The sequence below is a fragment of the Streptomyces sp. NPDC000594 genome (genome assembly GCF_040299965.1).
GTDB lineage: Bacteria > Actinomycetota > Actinomycetes > Streptomycetales > Streptomycetaceae > Streptomyces.
Window position 1 is genome coordinate 372,103 of the sequence record NZ_JBEPCY010000005.1, and the last position, 18,037, is coordinate 390,139.

The following is an 18,037-nucleotide window of genomic DNA, read 5'->3' on the forward strand; positions in this document are numbered from 1 at the left end:
CCGCGCGGACCGGCCGCCGGGGCGCTTCGGCCCCTGGGCTTCGCCGGGGGCCCGGCTCGGCTCCCCGGTCCGAGCCGCACCCTGGTCTGCCCGGACGGGGCCGCTCAAGCCCCTCGGGCGTGGTTCGGAGGCGCCTGTACCGCTTCGGGCTCCGCCCGGGGCCACAGGCTGTGTCTGTGGGGACCGTCACTCGGTCGTCCCGGGGGGTGCCAAGGCTGCGGTGCCGTCCCGGGTGCCCCGTGGGTGTGCCATCGGGTCCGTGCGGCTCGGGCGGGCGGGCGTCGGCAGCACCGCGTCGCCCGGGGCGAGGTTGGTCCTCCGCCGTGCGGGGCGTCCCGTGCATCTCGGGAAGCCATCTCCGGCCGGGTCCCTCGGGACTCCAGCCGGTCCGCCCGGGGGTCCCACGGCCCTGACAGCGTCCGGGTGCCCCGGCGGGTGCGCCGGCAGGTCCCCGCGGGCCGGGTGGCCGGGCGCCGGCACCGCGTCGCCGTGTGCGGGGCGTCCCGGGGGCGCCGGGCCCCGGTGCCGGGGGCGCCCCGCACCCGCGCACACCCCACCCACGCGCCGCGAGGCATGAGGCACGGTTTGCCGGGGAGGTGGTGATCGACAATGATGATCTCCGGCAAGGGCGCCCGTGAGGGGCCCGCCGGGCGATCGGAGCCGCCCCGGGGGCGTGAACGGCCAGTGAACTCCCGCCACAGCGCATCCGATAGCCTCTGCCGAAGCCTTCGCCGACGTGCCGCCGCCCGTGTCACCGGGCCGGGCCGCCGCGCGCCCACACCCTCGGTTCCAAGGAGTGAGTCGTCTGTCGACCGCCATCCTCACCGGTCCGCCCGTGCCCGGTTCGTCGCTCGAGGGCGACTTGCGGTCGCTGGGCTTCGATGTACGGGTCTCCCCGGGCGCCGAGGAGACCGCCGCACTGATCGCCGCCGTCCCCGCCGCCGAGCGGGTCGCGGTGGTGGACGCCCGCTTCGTCGGCCATGTCCACTCCCTGCGGCTGGCCCTCACCGACCCCCGGTTCGCCCTCGCCGCCGTCCCCGGCGCGCTCACCGCGAAGCCCGAGGGCCGGGCCGCGCTGGGCCGCGCGCTGGCCGGCGCGGAAGCCCCGGCGGGCGGGACCACCGCGGTGGACACCGTCCTCCCCGACGCCCTCGCCACCGCCCTGGACGCCGACGGCGCCGCCGTGCACCGCCCCGAGCTGGGCTCCCTCGTCGCGACCGTGCCCGGCGACCCCCAGGCCCGCAACGAGGCCCGGCAGGCCGTCGCCGACGTCGACGACGAGGCGGTCCGGCTGCGCTCCGCGGTCAAGGCCCGGGACGGCTTCTTCACCACCTACGCCGTCAGCCCGTACTCGCGCTACATCGCGCGCTGGTGCGCCCGCCGGGGTCTCACCCCCAACCAGGTCACCACCGCCTCCCTGATCACCGCGCTGATCGCGGCGGGCTTCGCCGCCACCGGCACCCGGGGCGGCTTTGTCGCCGCCGGTGTCCTGCTGATCGTCTCCTTCGTCCTGGACTGCACGGACGGGCAGCTCGCCCGGTACTCGCTCCAGTACTCCACGATGGGCGCCTGGCTGGACGCCACCTTCGACCGGGCCAAGGAGTACGCCTACTACGCCGGCCTGGCCCTGGGCGCCGCCCGGGGCGGGGACGACGTCTGGGCGCTGGCCCTGGGCGCCATGGTGCTCATGACCTGCCGGCATGTCGTGGACTTCTCCTTCAACGAGGCCAACCACGACGCCGTCGCCAACACCAGCCCCACCGCCGCCCTCTCCGGCCGCCTCGACAGCGTCGGCTGGACGGTGTGGGTACGCCGCATGATCGTTCTGCCGATCGGCGAGCGCTGGGCCATGATCGCCGTGCTGACCGCGCTGACCACCCCCCGGATCGTCTTCTGGGCGCTCCTGATCGGCTGTGGCTTCGCCGCCTGCTACACCACCGCCGGACGGCTGCTGCGCTCGCTGACCCGTAAGGCACACCGCACCGACCGCGCCGCCGGCGCCCTCGCCGACCTCGCGGACTCCGGCCCGCTCGCCGGGGCCGTGGCCCGGGCCGGCGCCCCGCTGGTGCGCCGGCTGCCCGCCCTGGCCACCCCCGTCATCGCCCTGATCGGCGCCGTCGCGGTCACCGCCACCGCCGCCCTGAGCGACTACGGCTCGCCCTGGCCGCTCGCCGCCGCCGCGTTCTACGTCGTGACCTCGGGCCTGGCCGTCGCCCGCCCCCTCAAGGGCTCCCTCGACTGGCTGGTGCCGCCCTTCTTCCGGGCCGCCGAGTACGGCACGGTGCTGGCGCTCGCCGCCCGGGCCGACGCCGACGGCGCCCTCCCCGCGGCCTTCGGGCTGGTGGCCGCGGTCGCCTACCATCACTACGACACGGTCTACCGCATCCGGGGAGGCACCGGGGCGCCCCCGGCCTGGCTGGTACGGGTGATCGGCGGACACGAGGGCCGGACCCTGGCCGTCGCGCTGCTGGCCGCCCTCGTCGCCGCCCCGGACCTCCGCTGGGCCCTGACGGCCCTGGCCGGCGTGATCGCCCTGGTGGTGCTGGTGGAGAGCATCCGTTTCTGGGTGTCCTCCGCGGCGCCCGCCGTACACGACGAAGGAGAACCCGCATGATCGGCCTCGTACTGGCCGCCGGTGCCGGACGGCGTCTTCGCCCCTACACCGACACGCTCCCGAAGGCCCTCGTGCCCGTGGACGGCGATACGACCGTCCTCGACCTCACCCTGGCCAACTTCGCCGAGATCGGCCTCACCGAGGTCGCGATCGTCGTCGGCTACCGCAAGGAAGCCGTCTACGAGCGCAAGGAGGCGCTGGAGGCCCGCTACGGCCTCACGCTCACCCTGGTCGAGAACGACAAGGCCGAGGAGTGGAACAACGCCTACTCCCTGTGGTGCGCCCGTGACGTGCTGAAGCGCGGTGTGATCCTCGCCAACGGCGACACCGTCCACCCGGTCTCCGTCGAGCGCTCCCTGCTGGCCGCCCGCGGCGACGGCAAGAAGATCATCCTCGCCCTCGACACGGTGAAGAACCTCGCCGACGAGGAGATGAAGGTCATCACCGAGGACGGCCGCGGTGTGCGCCGGATCACCAAGCTCATGGACCCGGCCACCGCCACCGGCGAGTACATCGGCGTCACCCTGATCGAGCCCGAGGCCGCCGAGGAGCTGGCGGACGCGCTGCGGACCACCTTCGAGCGCGACCCCGACCTCTACTACGAGGACGGCTACCAGGAGCTGGTCGACCGCGGCCACACCATCGACGTGGCCCCCATCGGCGAGGTCAGCTGGGTCGAGATCGACAACCACGACGACCTCGCGAAGGGCCGTGAGATCGCGTGCCAGTACTGACCCGGCTGATCCCGTCACCGGTTGTCGTCGACATCCGGTCGGGAGCGCTGGACGGCCTCGCGGCGCTCCTCGCCGATCAGCGGATCTCCGCCTCCGGCAAGCTCGCGGTCGTGCTCAGCGGCGGCTCCGGACGGGCGCTGCGCCCCCGGCTGGCCCCGCTGCTGCCCGGCGCCGACTGGTTCGAGGTCGCCGACGGCACCCTCGACTCGGCCGTCAGGCTCGCCGACGCGATCCGGGGCCGCCGCTACGACGCGGTGGTCGCCATCGGCGGCGGCAAGATCATCGACGTGACCAAGTACGCGGCGGCCCGGGTCGGCCTCCCGATGGTCTCGGTCGCCACCAATCTGGCGCACGACGGCATCTGCTCCCCGGTCGCCACCCTCGACAACGACAACGGCCGGGGCTCCTACGGGGTCCCCTCGCCCATCGCGATGGTCATCGACCTCGATGTGATCCGTGACGCCCCGGCCCGCTTCATCCGCTCCGGGATCGGCGACACCGTCTCCAATCTCTCCGCCATCGCCGACTGGGAGCTGTCCCAGCGGGTCAACGGGGAGCCCGTCGACGGACTGGCCGCCGCCATGGCCCGCACCGCGGGCGAGTCCGTGCTGCGCCACCCCGGCGGGGTCGAGGACGACGCCTTCCTCGTGGTCCTGGCCGAGGCCCTGGTCCTCACCGGTATCGCCATGTCGATCAGTGGTGACACCCGGCCCTCCTCCGGCGCCTGCCATGAGATCAGCCACGCCTTCGACCTGCTGTTCCCGCAGCGCGCGGCCAGCCATGGCGAACAGGTCGGCCTCGGTGCCGCCTTCGCGATGCATCTGCGCGGCAGCCACGAGGAGGCGGGCCTCCTCGCCGAGGTGCTGCGCCGCCACCGGCTGCCGGTCCTCCCCGAGGACATCGGCTTCACCCCGGCGGAGTTCGTCCGCGCCGTGGAGTACGCGCCGCAGACCCGGCCGGGCCGCTTCACCATCCTTGAGCACCTCGACCTCACCACCGACCAGATCAGGGACGCGTACGCCGACTATGCCAAGACCATCCGTAGCTGAACTCCGTCCCGTCGTGCACCCGGCGGGCGTGAAGGACCGGCGCAGTGGCGAGCACTGGGCCGGCCGCCTGTACATGCGCGAGATCTCGCTGCGCTGCGACCCGTACCTGGTGAACACCCGGATCACGCCCAACCAGCTGACCTACCTCATGATCGTGGTGGGGATCCTGGGCGGCGCCGCCCTGCTGATTCCCGGGCTGACCGGCGCGATCCTCGCGGCCGTGCTCTTCCAGATCTATCTGCTGCTGGACTGCGTGGACGGCGAGGTGGCCCGCTGGCGCGGCCAGACCTCGATCACCGGGGTCTACCTGGACCGTATCGGGCACTACCTCTGCGAGGCGGCGCTCCTGATCGGCTTCGGCATACGCGGCGCCGACCTCTTCGGCTCGGGCGACCCCGAGTGGCTGTGGGCCTTCCTCGGCACCGTCGCCGCCCTCGGCGCGATCCTGATCAAGGCCGAGACCGACCTCGTCGACGTCGCCCGCCAGCGCAGTGGCCTGCCCGCCGTCAAGGACGAGGCGTCCGTGCCCCGCTCCTCCGGTCTGGCGCTGGCCCGGCGGGCCGCGGCCGCGCTCAAGTTCCACCGGCTCGTCGGCGGCATCGAGGCCAGCCTCTTCATCCTGGTGATGGCCGTGCTCGACATGGTCCAGGGCGATCTGTTCTTCACCCGCCTCGGTATCGCGGTCCTCGCCGGTATCGCCGTCGTCCAGACCCTGCTGCACCTGGTGTCGATCCTCGCCTCCAGCAGGCTCCGGTGACCGCCCCCCGCCGGGCCCCGCGCCCGGCGGGGGAGGCCGGCGACGCCCGACCGGCCCGGGGGCCGCTCGGAGGCCGGAAAGGCCCCCGAGGTCCCTCGGCCGACTGGGCCGCCCCTTGGTGATCTGACAAGCTGGGGCCCTGGGCACACCGGGTCGTACCGGGGCGCCCGGGGCCGCGCCCCCACTGCCGCGCATCTCGAAGACGAAAGTTTCCTCTTGTGAGTGACACAACCCCTGACGGTGCGGTCGCGATGACCGCACGGCCATCGGAGGACGACGGCCTGTCCCCGGCCCAGCTCGCCGCCAAGTACGGTCTTTCGGTCAGCGGCGCCCGCCCCGGTCTGATCGAGTACATCGGCCAGCTCTGGGGACGCCGCCACTTCATCATCGCGTTCTCGCAGGCCAAGCTGACCGCCCAGTACAGCAAGGCCAAGCTCGGACAGCTGTGGCAGGTGGCCACCCCGCTGCTCAACGCGCTGGTCTACTACCTGATCTTCGGTCTGATCCTGGGGACCAAGAACGGCATCCCCAACGATGTCTTCGTACCGTTCCTGGTGACGGGTGTGTTCGTCTTCACCTTCACCCAGAGCTCGGTGCTCTCCGGGGTACGGGCGATCTCCGGCAATCTGGGGCTGGTGCGCGCCCTGCACTTCCCCCGGGCCTCCCTGCCGATCTCCTTCGCCCTCCAGCAGCTCCAGCAGCTGCTGTTCTCGATGGCCGTCCTGCTGGTGATCGTGATGGCCTTCGGCAGCTATCCGTCGCTCTCCTGGCTGCTGGTGATCCCGGCGCTGGCGCTCCAGTTCGTCTTCAACACCGGCATCGCGCTGATCATGGCCCGGCTCGGCAGCAAGACGCCGGACCTCGCCCAGCTGATGCCCTTCGTGCTGCGGACCTGGATGTACGCCTCCGGCGTGATGTTCTCCATCCCGCTGATGCTCAAGGACAGGCCGCAGTGGATCGTGGACGTCCTCCAGCTGAACCCCGCCGCGATCTATATGGACCTGGTCCGCTTCGCCCTGATCGACGGCTACACCTCCGACAACCTGCCGGATCACATCTGGGCGTTCGCCCTGGGCTGGGCGGTACTCGCCGGAGTCCTCGGTTTTGTGTACTTCTGGAAGGCGGAGGAGCGGTACGGCCGTGGCTGAGAACAACACCGGACGGATTCCCACCGTCATCGCCGACGACGTCCATATCGTCTACCGGGTGAACGGGGGCGGCGGCGCACGCGGCAGTGCCACCGCGGCCCTCAACAAGATCCTGCGCGGCAAGAAGGCCAAGCAGCCGCGCGGCATGCGCGAGGTGCACGCCGTACGGGGTGTCACCTTCACCGCCTACCGGGGTGAGGCCATCGGCCTGATCGGGACGAACGGCTCCGGCAAATCGACCCTGCTGCGCGCCATAGCCGGACTGCTCCCCACGGAGCGCGGCCGCGTCTACACCGACGGCCAGCCCTCGCTCCTCGGTGTCAACGCCGCGATGATGAGCGACCTCACCGGCGAGCGCAATGTGATCCTCGGCGGTCTCGCCATGGGCATGTCCCGGGAGGAGATCCGGGAGCGCTACCAGTCGATCGTCGACTTCTCCGGGATCAATGAGAAGGGCGACTTCATCACCCTCCCCATGCGTACCTACTCCTCGGGCATGGGGGCCCGGCTGCGGTTCTCCATCGCAGCGGCCAAGAACCACGATGTCCTCATGATCGACGAGGCGCTGGCCACCGGTGACCGCAAGTTCCAGATCCGCTCCGAGAAGCGCATCCGTGAGCTGCGCAAGGAGGCGGGCACCGTCTTCCTGGTCAGCCACAGCAACAAGTCCATCCGGGACACCTGTGACCGGGTGCTCTGGCTGGAGCACGGACGGCTGCTCATGGACGGGCCCACCGACGAGGTGCTGAAGGCATACGAGAAGGAAACCGGTAAGTAAAGGAAACCGGTCAGAAGCGACAGCCGGCATCCGGCAGCCGGAGTGCGGCCGGGTGCCCCCGTCCGCCGCAAGCCCCCGCCGACCCTGTGGGCGGGGGCTTGAACGCGTTCTGCCCGGCGCCGGCGCTCCGGTGCGGGTGGCGCGCGCCGCCGACCTCCCCGTACCCGTGATCCGGCCCCGGACGCCCGGGGGGACCAAGTACGGGGCCGTGACGGAAGGTTGACCACCGGTGCCCAGCACAGGTCATGACCACACCGCCCGGACGGAGATCCGGGCATCGCGCCACGTAAGCTGTACCAGTGGTGAATCGCGGCAAGTGCGGCGATACGTCCCCGATGCCATGTCCGGCACCCGACCCCCGCGCGCCCGGCGGGAGCGGCGGCGTGTCCGAAATAGGATGGATTGGATCCGCAGTGTAGAACGGGAGCTGTGACGGCAGTGATCAAAGATCTTCAGCTTCATGAGGCTTTCGCCGTCTCCGCCCCGGGTTGTCGCGCATGACCGGAACCCGTCAGACGCGGACGGCGGTCCCCGGGGACCCCGACACCCGTCACACCCTGGACAAGGCCGCGGCCGAGAACTTCCCCGTGGCCCCCTTCTTCCTGCCCCGGGCCTGGCGCGACGACCTGATGGCCCTCTACGGCTACGCCCGCCTGGTGGACGACATCGGTGACGGCGACCTCGCCCCGGGCGGCGCCGACGCCCGGCTGCTCGGTGTCGCCCCCGAGGACGCCCCGGACCGGATCGTCCTGCTCGACGCGCTCGAAGCGGATCTCCGCAGGGCCTTCGCCCCGGCGGACGGCACCGCGCAGGGCCCGCGCCACCCCCTCCTCGCCGCGCTGCGCGCCCCGGTCCGCGACCGCTCCCTCACGATCGAGCCGTTCCTCGGCCTGATCGAGGCCAACCGCCAGGACCAGCGGGTACGCCGCTACGAGAGCTACGAGGACCTCCTCGCCTACTGCGAACTCTCCGCCAACCCGGTGGGGAATCTCGTCCTCCAGGTCAGCGGGACCCTCACCCCCGAGCGGCTGCGCAGGTCCGACGCGGTCTGCACGGCCCTCCAGATCATCGAACACCTCCAGGACGTCTCCGAGGACCTCGCCCGGGACCGGATCTACCTCCCGGCCGAGGACATGCGGCGGTTCCACGTCAGCGAGAACGATCTCGCCGCGCCGAGCGGGAACGCTTCGGTCCGCGCCCTCGTTGCCTATCAGGCGGACCGCGCCCGCCGACTGCTGGACGAAGGGGTCCCGCTGGTGGGCAGTGTCCACGGCAGGCTGCGTCTGCTGCTCGCCGGATTTGTCGGCGGGGGGCGCGCGGCGCTGGCCGCGATCGGCGCGGCCGGTCACGACGTACTGCCCGGACCGCCCAGACCCGCGAAGGCGCGGCTTCTGCAGGAAGTGGGCGCCGTCCTGCGACGAGCGCGTAAAGAAAGGTGAGCCGGACCGTGGAGCAACCCCCCCATCCCCCGGCACCGGTGCAGGCCGCCTACAGCTACTGCGAGGCCGTGACGGCCCAGCAGGCACGCAACTTCGCGTACGGCATCCGGCTGCTGCCGCCCGACAAGCGGCAGGCCATGTCGGCGCTGTACGCCTTCTCCCGCCGGGTGGACGACATCGGCGACGGCCCCCTCGCACCCGAGGTCAAGCGGGAGCGGCTGGAGGCCACCCGCGCCCTCCTGGAGCGGGTCCGCGCGGGCGCGGTCGAGGACGACGACACCGACCCGGTCGCCGTCGCCCTCGCCGACACCGCCCGCCGCTTCCCCGTGCCGCTGGACGCCCTCGACGAGCTGCTCGACGGTGTCCTCATGGATGTGCACGGCCGGACCTATGGGAGCTGGGACGAGCTGAAGGAGTACTGCCGCTGTGTCGCCGGGGGGATCGGAAGGCTCTCCCTCGGTGTCTTCGGCACCCAGCCCGGGGCCCCGGGCACCGAGCGCGCCGCCGAGTACGCCGACACCCTCGGGCTCGCCCTCCAACTCACCAACATCCTCCGTGACGTGCGCGAGGACGCGGCGAACGGCCGGACCTATCTGCCCGCCGACGACCTCGCCGCATTCGGCTGCTCGGCGGGGTTCACCACGCTGACCCCGCCGCCCGGCTCGGACTTCGCCGGACTCGTCCACCACGAAGTGCGGCGGGCCCGCGCGCTCTTCGCCGAGGGGTACCGGCTGCTGCCCATGCTGGACCGGCGCAGCGGTGCCTGTGTCGCCGCGATGGCGGGGATCTACCGGCGGCTCCTCGACCGGATCGAGCGCGACCCGGGGGCGGTGCTGCGCGGCCGGGTCTCGCTGCCGGGGCGCGAGAAGGCGTATGTCGCGGTGCGCGGGCTCTCGGGCGTCGACGCCCGCACCATCGGCCGCCAGGCCCTCAGGGGACGCGCATGACCCTCCCGCCCCTGCGGCCCCGCACCCCCGCCGCCACCCGGGGTGTCCTCGGTGGCACCCCCCTGGCCGGCCCGCAGGGGTGCTCGGGCGCGCCCGGCGCGGGGCCCCGGGCCGGGGGACGCAAGACCGGCGGCGCCGTCGCGGCGCCCCTCGTACGGAAGGAGCGCCGATGAGCCGCGCCGACAGTCCCCCTCACCGCGCCGTCGTGATCGGCGGCGGCCTCGCCGGGATCACCGCGGCGCTCCGTCTCGCCGACGGCGGTGCCGAGGTCACCCTGGTCGAGAGCCGCCCCCGCCTCGGCGGGCTCGCCTTCTCCTTCCGCCGCGGCGACCTCACCGTCGACAACGGCCAGCATGTGTATCTGCGCTGCTGCACCGCCTACCGCTGGTTCCTGGAGCGGATCGGCGGTACGCATCTCGCGCCCGTGCAGGACCGGTTGGACGTGCCCGTCGTCGACCCGCGCCGGCCCGCCGGGTCCCGGCTCGGCCGGCTGCGCCGCGCCGATCTGCCCGTCCCCCTCCATCTGGCCGCCAGCCTCGCCACCTACCCGCACCTCTCCCTCAAGGAGCGCGCCGGGGCCGCCCGCGCCGCCCTGGCGCTCGGCCGGCTCGACCCGGCCGACCCCGCGCTCGACGGCATCGACTTCGCCACCTGGCTCGGCCGCCACGGCCAGTCCCCCCGGGCGATCGAGGCCCTGTGGGACCTCGTCGGCGTCGCCACCCTGAACGCCACCGCGCCCCACACCTCCATGGGCCTGGCCGCCATGGTCTTCAAGACCGGGCTGCTCTCCGACCCCGGCGCCGCCGACATCGGCTGGGCCCGGGTCCCCCTCGGCGAGCTGCACGACACCCTCGCCCGTAAGGCCCTCGCACTGAGCGGGGTCCGGGTCGAGAGCGGAGTGCGGGTCCGGGGCGTCGAGGGCGACCCCGCCGGCGGCTGGTCCGTGCGGACCGACACCGAGCCCCTCGCCGCCGACACCGTCGTCCTCGCCACCGCCCAGCGCGAGGCCCATGAGCTGCTCCCCGAGGGCGCCCTCGACGACCCCGACCGGCTGTTGGACATCGGCACCGCGCCGATCCTCAACATCCATGTCCGCTATGACCGTACGGTCCTGCGCAGCCCCTTCTTCGCCGCGCTGGGCAGCCCCGTCCAGTGGGTGTTCGACCGTACCGACGCGTCCGGGCTGACCGACGGCCAGTATCTGGCGCTCTCGCAGTCCGACGCCGGGGACGAGATCGACGCCCCGGTGGCCGAGTTGCGGGCGCGCTATCTGCCCGAGCTGGAGCGGCTGCTGCCGCTCGCCCGGGGCGCCGTGGTGCGCGACTTCTTCGTCACCCGGGAGCGCACGGCGACCTTCGCCCCCGCCCCCGGCGTCGGCCGACTGCGTCCCGGCGCGCCCACCCGCGCCCGGGGTCTGTATCTCGCGGGCGCGTGGACCGCCACCGGCTGGCCCGCGACCATGGAGGGCGCCGTGCGCAGCGGTTTCACCGCCGCCGACGCGGCGCTCCGTGCTCTCGGCCGCCCCCAGGAACATCCGCTCAAGGAGGCGGCGTGAGTCCGAGTACCGGAACAAGAGGAGAGACCGTGCCGACTGTGCCTTCGGCGAACCCGGCTGACGACACCGCGAGGGCCGTGGACATCGCCGCGCTGCTGGAACGCGGCAGGGCCATGACGACGCCCCCGCTGAGGGCCGCCGTCGACCGGCTGGCGGGCCCCATGGACACCGTCGCGGCCTATCACTTCGGCTGGATCGACGCCCAGGGGCGGCCCGCCGACGGCGACGGCGGAAAGGCCGTACGCCCCGCGCTCGCCCTGCTGTCCGCCGAGGCCGCGGGGGCGGGCCCGGAGACCGGTGTCCCCGGCGCCGTCGCCGTGGAGCTGGTGCACAACTTCTCCCTGCTCCACGACGATCTGATGGACGGCGACGAACAGCGCCGCCACCGGGACACGGTCTGGAAGGTCCACGGCCCCGCCCAGGCGATCCTGGTCGGCGACGCGCTCTTCGCCCTCGCCAACGAGGTGCTGCTGGAGCTGGGCACCGTGGAGGCGGGCCGCGCCACCCGCCGGCTGACCGCCGCGACCCGCAAGCTCATCGACGGCCAGGCCCAGGACATCTCCTACGAGCACCGCGAGCGGGTCACCGTCGAGGAGTGCCTGGAGATGGAGGGCAACAAGACGGGCGCGCTGCTGGCCTGCGCGGTCTCCATCGGCGCGGTGCTCGGCGGCGCGGACGACCGTACCGCCGACACCCTGGAGGCCTACGGCTACCACCTGGGCCTCGCCTTCCAGGCCATCGACGATCTGCTCGGCATCTGGGGCGACCCGGAGGCCACCGGCAAGCAGACCTGGAGCGATCTGCGCCAGCGCAAGAAGTCGCTGCCGGTGGTCGCCGCGCTCGCCGCCGGCGGGCCCGCCTCCACCCGGCTGGGCGAACTGCTCGCCGCCGATGCCAAGAGCCAGGACCTGGACACCTTCTCCGAGGAGGAGTTCGCCACCCGGGCGGCCCTGATCGAGGAGGCGGGCGGCCGGGAGTGGACCTCCCAGGAGGCCCGGCGCCAGCACGCGGTGGCCGTCGCCGCCCTGGACGGGGTCGACATGCCGGAGCTGGTCCGGGCCCAGCTCACCGCGCTCGCGGACTTCGTCGTCGTCCGCAAGAGATGACCGGCGGACGTCCTCGCGGGGGGCGTTCGTTTCCGACACGCCGGGCCGAGCGGTGACCGATTCCGGTTCCCGGCGTTGAGGCTGTCAGTACGTCACCGCGGCCGTCCCCGGACGGCGGCGGTGACGCCCCGACCCCGCACACCGTGAGAACCGTGAGAGCGGAGACCAGCGGACCATGCGCCCCACCCGGCACCCGGGCCCATCCGCCCCCGGGCCCACCGCGCCCGCCGACCGTCCCGCGCGCGCCCGTCGTACCCGCCGCCCCGTAAGCGCGGAGGCCCGTACCCGCCCCGTCGTGCGGGCGGACCCCCGTACCCCCTCCGTCGTACGCGAAGGTGCCCGTACGCCCTCCGCCGTACGCGAAGGCGCCCGTACCGCCCCGCCCTTCCGCATAGCCGTCGTCGCCGCCGGACGGTGACCGAAGGCCGCTGCCTTCCCCATCCGCCGTCGGCACCCCCTCCGCACAGCACCACGCACCACACCGCAAGGGGAAGCGATGACAGCGACGACCGAATCAGGCGACGGGCCCGGCGGCGGGCCCCTCGCGACGGCGACCGCCGTCGGCCGGGCGGCACCCGGGGGACCCGGACCGCTCACCACCGGGCCCGGCCGGCCCACCGACGCGGCCCGCCGCGCCACCGCCCGCGCCATCGACCATCTGCTCGCCCGGCAGCACGCCGACGGCTGGTGGAAAGGCGAGCTCCAGACCAATGTGACCATGGACGCGGAGGATCTGCTGCTCCGGCAGTTCCTCGGTATCCAGGACCCGCGCACCACCGCGGCCGCCGCCCTCCACATCCGGCGCGAGCAGCGCCCCGACGGAGCCTGGGCCACCTTCCACGGCGGCCCCGGCGAGCTGTCCACCACCATCGAGGCGTACATCGCCCTCAGACTCGCCGGAGACCCGCCCGACGACCCCCATATGGCCCGTGCCTCCGCCTGGGTCCGCCACCACGGCGGCATCGCGGGGAGCAGGGTCTTCACCCGGATCTGGCTGGCCCTCTTCGGCTGGTGGCCCTGGGACGAACTCCCCGAGCTGCCGCCCGAGCTGATCTTCCTTCCGTCGTGGTTCCCGCTGAACATCTATGACTTCGGCTGCTGGGCCCGGCAGACCGTGGTCCCGCTCACCGTCGTCTCCGCCAAGCGGCCCGTGCGCCCCGCCCCCTTCACCCTGGACGAGCTGCACGTCGACCCCGCCGTGCCCTGCCCACCGCGCCCCTTCGCCCCCGCCACCACCTGGGAGGGCTTCTTCCAGCGCGCCGACCGGGCGCTGCGCCGGGGCCGACGGCTCATGCCCCGGGCGCTGCGCCGGGCCGCGCTCGACGCCGCCGCCCGCTGGATCGTGGCCCGCCAGGAGAGCGACGGCTGCTGGGGCGGGATCCAGCCACCCGCCGTCTACTCGGTGATCGCCCTCCATCTCCTCGGCCATGACCTCGGCCATCCCGTCCTGCGGGCCGGTCTCGCCTCCCTGGACCGTTTCGCGGTCTGGCGCGAGGACGGGTCACGGATGGTGGAGGCGTGCCAGTCGCCCGTCTGGGACACCGCCCTCGCCACCGTGGCCCTCGCCGACGCGGGGCTCCCGGCCGGTCATCCGGCCCTGGTCCGGGCCGCCGACTGGCTGCTCGGCGAGGAGATCACCCGCCCCGGCGACTGGTCGGTCCGCAGGCCCCGGCTGGCCCCCGGCGGCTGGGCCTTCGAGTTCCACAACGACAGCTATCCCGATATCGACGACACCGCCGAGGTGATCCTCGCGCTGCGCCGGGTCGCCCACCCCGACCCGGCCCGGGTGGACGCCGCCGTCGCCCGCGCCGGCCGGTGGACGCTGGGCATGCAGTGCGCGGACGGCGCCTGGGCCGCCTTCGACGCCGACAACACCAGCGCCTTCCCGGGGCGGCTGCCCTTCTGCGACTTCGGCGAGGTCACCGACCCTCCGTCGGCCGATGTCACCGCCCATGTGGTGGAGATGCTGGCGTACGAGGGACGGGCCCGCCGGCCGCGTACCCGCCGGGGCATCGACTGGCTGCTGACCCATCAGGAGCCCTGCGGCGCGTGGTTCGGCCGCTGGGGCACCAACTATCTCTACGGTACGGGGGCGGTGGTGCCCGCCCTGGTCGCCGCCGGGATCCCCACCGGCCACCCGTCGGTGCGCCGGGCCGTCGACTGGCTCCGCTCGGTGCAGAACGACGACGGCGGCTGGGGCGAGGACCAGCGCTCCTACCAGGAGGAGGGCTGGGCGGGGCGGGGCGCCTCCACCCCGTCCCAGACGGCCTGGGCGCTGCTGGCGCTGCTGGCGGCGGGGGAGCGGCACGACCCGGCGGTGGAGCGGGGGGTCGCCCATCTCGCCGCGACCCAGCGCGAGGACGGCTCCTGGGACGAGCCCCACTTCACCGGTACCGGATTCCCCTGGGACTTCTCCATCAACTACCACCTCTACCGGCAGGTGTTCCCGCTGACCGCGCTCGGCCGCTATCTGCACGGCGAGGGCGCCTCCGCCGCCTCCCTCCAGGACGAGCCGCGCGCCGGGTCCGCCCCCGCGCCCGGCGGGTCCGCCGCCCCCTCCCCGTACGGCGAGCAGATCCCCTCGGTCACCCTGCACAGCGACGGCACCGCCGCCGTCCATCCGAGAGGTGAGGGCACCACCCTCCCGAGGGGTGAGGGCGCCCCCGTCGCCGCCCGTCACCAGGGTGGCTGATGCCCACCGCACCGGTACCGCCGTCCGGCCCCCCGGGCCCCTGTGGCCCGGACGGCGGTCCGCCGCTGCTGATCGCCTGCGCGCTCACCGTCGAACGGCTGGCCCTGCGGGGCGCGGCGCGCGGCCCCGCCGCCCTCGCGGGACCGGTCACCCTGGTACGCACCGGAATGGGGCCCGAGCGGGCCGGACGGGCGGTGCGCTCGGCCCTCGCCCCCGGCCCCCCGGCCGGTACCGCCGTCCTCGCCGCCGGGTTCTGCGCCGGACTCGTCCCCGGGATGCGCCCGGGGGACGTGGTCGTCGCCGACACCGTCCGGCACCCGGCCGGGACCATCCGCTGCACCGCGCCCGCCCTGCTCGCCGCCGCGGTCGCCCGCGCGGTCCCCGGCCGCCGGGTCCACACCGGTCCGCTCACCGCCGCCGACCATGTGGTCCGGGGCGCCGAGCGGGCCCTGCTCCGTACCACCGGCGCCATCGGCGTGGACATGGAGTCCGCCGCCACCCTGCGCGCCGCCCTCGGCACCGGCCCCCGCCCGGTTGCCGCCGTCCGGGTGGTCGTGGACGCCCCGGGCCATGAGCTGATCCGTCCGGGCACCGTCCGAGGTGGACTATCGGCATTCCGTGTTCTTCGTGCCGTGCTGCCCGCGTTCCAAGAATGGCACCTTTCTTTGCCGCTCCCCAGGAGGTGAGCCAGATGGCCATGCCACTCCGCCAGACCATCCGGATCGGAACCTATCTCTTCCGTCAGAAACTCCGCAGGCGGGCCAAGTTTCCGCTGATCGTCGAATTGGAACCGCTCTACGCCTGCAATCTCAAGTGCGAGGGCTGCGGAAAGATCCAGCATCCGGCCGGGGTGCTCAAGCAGCGGATGCCGGTGGCCCAGGCGGTCGGCGCGGTCCTGGAGTCCGGGGCGCCCATGGTCTCCATCGCGGGCGGTGAGCCGCTGATGCACCCCCAGATCCATGAGATCGTCCGGGAGCTCGTGGACCGGCGGAAGTATGTCTTCCTCTGCACCAACGCCCTGCTGCTCCGGAAGAAGATCGACAACTTCACCCCGTCCCCGTACTTCGCGTTCGCCGTCCATATCGACGGACTGCGCGAGCGGCACGACGAATCCGTCGCCAAGGAGGGGGTGTTCGACGAGGCGGTGGCGGCGATCAAGGAGGCCCAGCGGCGCGGATTCCGGACCACCACCAATTCCACCTTCTTCAACACCGACACCCCGCAGACCGTCATCGAGGTCCTGAACTACCTCAATGACGAACTGCGGGTGGACGAAATGATGATCTCCCCGGCGTACGCCTATGAGAAGGCGCCCGACCAGGAGCACTTCCTCGGTGTCGAACAGACCAGGGAACTCTTCCGTACGGCCTTCTCGGGCGGCAACCGCAAGCGCTGGCGGCTCAACCACTCGCCGCTCTTCCTGGATTTCCTGGAGGGCAAGGCCGACTTCGCCTGCACGGCCTGGGCGATCCCCAACTACTCCCTCTTCGGCTGGCAGCGCCCCTGCTATCTGATGAGCGACGGCTATGTCCCCACCTACCGCCAGCTGATCGAGGAGACCGACTGGGAGAAGTACGGCCGGGGCCGGGACCCGCGCTGCGCCAACTGCATGGCCCACTGCGGCTATGAACCCACCGCCGTCCTCGCCACCATGGGCTCCCTCAAGGAGTCCCTGCGCGCGGCGCGGGACACCGTCGCCGGAAACCGCGGCTGACGGTGACGGCCACCGGCGCCGCCCCCGGCAGCCCGCCGTTCGATCTGCGGGCGCTCCTCGCCGCCCGGGGGGAGGAGCGCTACGAGCTGCACAGCCGCCATCTCAACCACCAGCTGCCCCGGATGCTGCGGACGATCGGCTTCGACCGCCGCTACGAACGGGCCGAGGGCGCCTACTTCTACGACGCCGACGGCCAGGACTATCTCGATATGCTCGCCGGCTTCGGGGTCATGGGCCTCGGCCGCCACCACCCCGTGGTCCGGCGGGCGCTCCACGACGTCCTCGACGCCTCGCTCGCCGATCTCACCCGCTTCGACTGCCCGCCCCTCCCCGGGCTGCTCGCCGAACGGCTGCTGGCCCACAGTCCCCATCTGGACCGGGTCTTCTTCGGCAACAGCGGCACCGAGGCGGTGGAGACCGCCCTGAAGTTCGCCCGCTGTGCCACCGGCCGGCCCAGGGTGCTCTACTGCGAGCATGCCTTCCACGGGCTGACCTGCGGCGCGCTCTCGGTCAACGGTGAGGGGAGCTTCCGCGACGGCTTCGCGCCGCTGCTCCCCGACACCGCCGTCCCGCTGGGGGATCTGGCGGCGCTGGAGAGGGAGCTGGCGCGCGGCGATGTGGCCGCGCTGGTGGTGGAGCCGATCCAGGGCAAGGGGGTCCACCCGGCCCCGCCCGGCTATCTCAGCAGCGCCCGGGAGCTGCTCCACCACCACCGGGCGCTGCTGATCGCCGACGAGGTGCAGACCGGACTCGGCCGTACCGGCGACTTCTACGCCCATCAGCACGAGCCGGGGGCCGAGCCGGATCTCCTCTGTGTCGCCAAGGCGCTCTCCGGCGGCTATGTGCCGGTGGGCGCCACCCTGGGCCGGGACTGGATCTTCCGGAAGGTGTACTCGTCCATGGACCGGGTGCTGGTCCACTCGGCCAGCTTCGGCGCCAACGCCCAGGCCATGGCGGCCGGGCTCGCGGTGCTCTCGGTGATCGAGGACGAGGCCCTGGTCGCCCGTGCCCGGACCGTCGGCGATCTCCTCCTGGGACGGCTGGCGGCGCTGGTGGAGCGGTACGAGTTCCTGCACGCGGTACGGGGCCGGGGGCTGATGATCGGGATCGAGTTCGGCCGCCCGCGCTCGCTGGGGCTGCGGGCCCGGTGGAGCATGCTCCAGGCGGCCCGGCCGGGGCTCTTCGCCCAGATGGTGGTGGTGCCGCTGCTGCACCGGCACCGGATCCTCACCCAGGTCTCCGGCGACCGGCTGGAGGTGATCAAGCTGATCCCGCCGCTGATCATCGGTGAGCGGGAGGTGGACCGGTTTGTGACCGCCTTCACGGAGGTCATGGAGGAGGCCCATGCCGGATCCGGTCTGATCTGGGACTTCGGCCGTACCCTCGTCGGCCGGGCGGTACGGGAACGCTGATGGGGCGCTGACGGAAGCCGACCGGGGTATCGCGGCGGAGCCCACGGTGACCTGGGGTTTCGCCGGGCTCTCGGCGGCAGCGGGAAGGGTTT

Annotated in this window: 16 protein-coding genes; all 16 read left to right on the forward strand. The window is 73.1% G+C overall.

Translation table 11 applies throughout. From position 1 onward, the window contains the following. The first annotated feature begins 805 nt into the window (after positions 1-805). A complete protein-coding gene (locus ABT354_RS10855) occupies positions 806-2,614 on the forward strand; it encodes a DUF5941 domain-containing protein (protein WP_351492057.1) in 1,809 nt (602 codons plus the stop codon). After that, on the forward strand, positions 2,611-3,348 hold the full coding sequence (locus ABT354_RS10860; protein WP_351491772.1) for a phosphocholine cytidylyltransferase family protein: 738 nt from the start codon (positions 2,611-2,613) through the stop codon (positions 3,346-3,348). The genes ABT354_RS10855 and ABT354_RS10860 overlap by 4 nt, the downstream gene beginning before the upstream one ends. Next, positions 3,336-4,397 (forward strand): iron-containing alcohol dehydrogenase family protein, encoded by a 1,062-nt coding sequence (locus ABT354_RS10865; protein ID WP_351491774.1) that lies wholly within the window; start codon positions 3,336-3,338, stop codon positions 4,395-4,397. Before ABT354_RS10860 ends, ABT354_RS10865 begins: the two co-directional genes overlap by 13 nt. Further along, positions 4,375-5,154, forward strand: a complete 780-nt coding sequence (locus ABT354_RS10870) for a CDP-alcohol phosphatidyltransferase family protein (protein WP_351491776.1) — start codon at positions 4,375-4,377, stop codon at positions 5,152-5,154. Before ABT354_RS10865 ends, ABT354_RS10870 begins: the two co-directional genes overlap by 23 nt. A 218-nt stretch (positions 5,155-5,372) precedes the next feature. Next, positions 5,373-6,302 carry an ABC transporter permease gene (locus ABT354_RS10875; protein ID WP_351491778.1) on the forward strand — a complete coding sequence of 310 codons (930 nt, stop codon included), beginning with the start codon at positions 5,373-5,375 and terminating at the stop codon, positions 6,300-6,302. After that, complete coding sequence (locus tag ABT354_RS10880; protein WP_351491781.1) at positions 6,295-7,080, forward strand: ABC transporter ATP-binding protein; 786 nt, start codon at positions 6,295-6,297, stop codon at positions 7,078-7,080. Before ABT354_RS10875 ends, ABT354_RS10880 begins: the two co-directional genes overlap by 8 nt. Before the next feature lie 497 nt (positions 7,081-7,577). Further along, positions 7,578-8,519 carry a squalene synthase HpnC gene (gene hpnC / locus ABT354_RS10885; RefSeq protein WP_351491783.1) on the forward strand — a complete coding sequence of 314 codons (942 nt, stop codon included), beginning with the start codon at positions 7,578-7,580 and terminating at the stop codon, positions 8,517-8,519. Continuing rightward, positions 8,516-9,466, forward strand: a complete 951-nt coding sequence (gene hpnD / locus ABT354_RS10890) for a presqualene diphosphate synthase HpnD (RefSeq protein ID WP_351491786.1) — start codon at positions 8,516-8,518, stop codon at positions 9,464-9,466. The genes hpnC and hpnD overlap by 4 nt, the downstream gene beginning before the upstream one ends. Next, positions 9,463-9,639 carry a hypothetical protein gene (locus ABT354_RS10895; protein ID WP_351491788.1) on the forward strand — a complete coding sequence of 59 codons (177 nt, stop codon included), beginning with the start codon at positions 9,463-9,465 and terminating at the stop codon, positions 9,637-9,639. Before hpnD ends, ABT354_RS10895 begins: the two co-directional genes overlap by 4 nt. Further along, positions 9,636-11,021 (forward strand): hydroxysqualene dehydroxylase HpnE, encoded by a 1,386-nt coding sequence (hpnE, locus tag ABT354_RS10900; protein ID WP_351491790.1) that lies wholly within the window; start codon positions 9,636-9,638, stop codon positions 11,019-11,021. The genes ABT354_RS10895 and hpnE overlap by 4 nt, the downstream gene beginning before the upstream one ends. A gap of 38 nt (positions 11,022-11,059) precedes the next feature. Beyond that, the gene (locus tag ABT354_RS10905; RefSeq protein WP_351492059.1) at positions 11,060-12,127 is read left to right on the forward strand and encodes a polyprenyl synthetase family protein; all 1,068 of its coding nucleotides are present in this window, start codon (positions 11,060-11,062) and stop codon (positions 12,125-12,127) included. Between the two features lie 175 nt (positions 12,128-12,302). Further along, positions 12,303-12,545, forward strand: coding sequence for a hypothetical protein (locus ABT354_RS10910; protein ID WP_351491793.1), 243 nt, complete (start codon positions 12,303-12,305; stop codon positions 12,543-12,545). Positions 12,546-12,623: 78 nt separating this feature from the next. Next, the gene (gene shc / locus ABT354_RS10915) at positions 12,624-14,819 is read left to right on the forward strand and encodes a squalene--hopene cyclase (RefSeq protein WP_351491795.1); all 2,196 of its coding nucleotides are present in this window, start codon (positions 12,624-12,626) and stop codon (positions 14,817-14,819) included. Then, a complete protein-coding gene (locus ABT354_RS10920) occupies positions 14,819-15,505 on the forward strand; it encodes a phosphorylase family protein (protein WP_351491797.1) in 687 nt (228 codons plus the stop codon). Before shc ends, ABT354_RS10920 begins: the two co-directional genes overlap by 1 nt. Positions 15,506-15,510: 5 nt before the next feature. Then, the gene (gene hpnH / locus ABT354_RS10925; RefSeq protein ID WP_351491799.1) at positions 15,511-16,533 is read left to right on the forward strand and encodes an adenosyl-hopene transferase HpnH; all 1,023 of its coding nucleotides are present in this window, start codon (positions 15,511-15,513) and stop codon (positions 16,531-16,533) included. A gap of 2 nt (positions 16,534-16,535) precedes the next feature. After that, positions 16,536-17,945, forward strand: coding sequence for an aspartate aminotransferase family protein (locus tag ABT354_RS10930; protein ID WP_351491801.1), 1,410 nt, complete (start codon positions 16,536-16,538; stop codon positions 17,943-17,945). Positions 17,946-18,037 lie beyond the last annotated feature (92 nt).

What these genes read in the sequence shown, in the direction of transcription:
- ABT354_RS10895 (WP_351491788.1), top strand. Translation starts at nt 9,463, where the DNA reads ATGACCCTCCCGCCCCTGCGGCCCCGCACCCCCGCCGCCACCCGGGGT.
- ABT354_RS10920 (WP_351491797.1), top strand. Translation starts at nt 14,819, where the DNA reads ATGCCCACCGCACCGGTACCGCCGTCCGGCCCCCCGGGCCCCTGTGGC.
- hpnH (WP_351491799.1), top strand. Translation starts at nt 15,511, where the DNA reads ATGGCCATGCCACTCCGCCAGACCATCCGGATCGGAACCTATCTCTTC.
- ABT354_RS10870 (WP_351491776.1), top strand. Translation starts at nt 4,375, where the DNA reads ATGCCAAGACCATCCGTAGCTGAACTCCGTCCCGTCGTGCACCCGGCG.
- ABT354_RS10910 (WP_351491793.1), top strand. Translation starts at nt 12,303, where the DNA reads ATGCGCCCCACCCGGCACCCGGGCCCATCCGCCCCCGGGCCCACCGCG.
- ABT354_RS10860 (WP_351491772.1), top strand. Translation starts at nt 2,611, where the DNA reads ATGATCGGCCTCGTACTGGCCGCCGGTGCCGGACGGCGTCTTCGCCCC.
- hpnC (WP_351491783.1), top strand. Translation starts at nt 7,578, where the DNA reads ATGACCGGAACCCGTCAGACGCGGACGGCGGTCCCCGGGGACCCCGAC.
- hpnE (WP_351491790.1), top strand. Translation starts at nt 9,636, where the DNA reads ATGAGCCGCGCCGACAGTCCCCCTCACCGCGCCGTCGTGATCGGCGGC.
- shc (WP_351491795.1), top strand. Translation starts at nt 12,624, where the DNA reads ATGACAGCGACGACCGAATCAGGCGACGGGCCCGGCGGCGGGCCCCTC.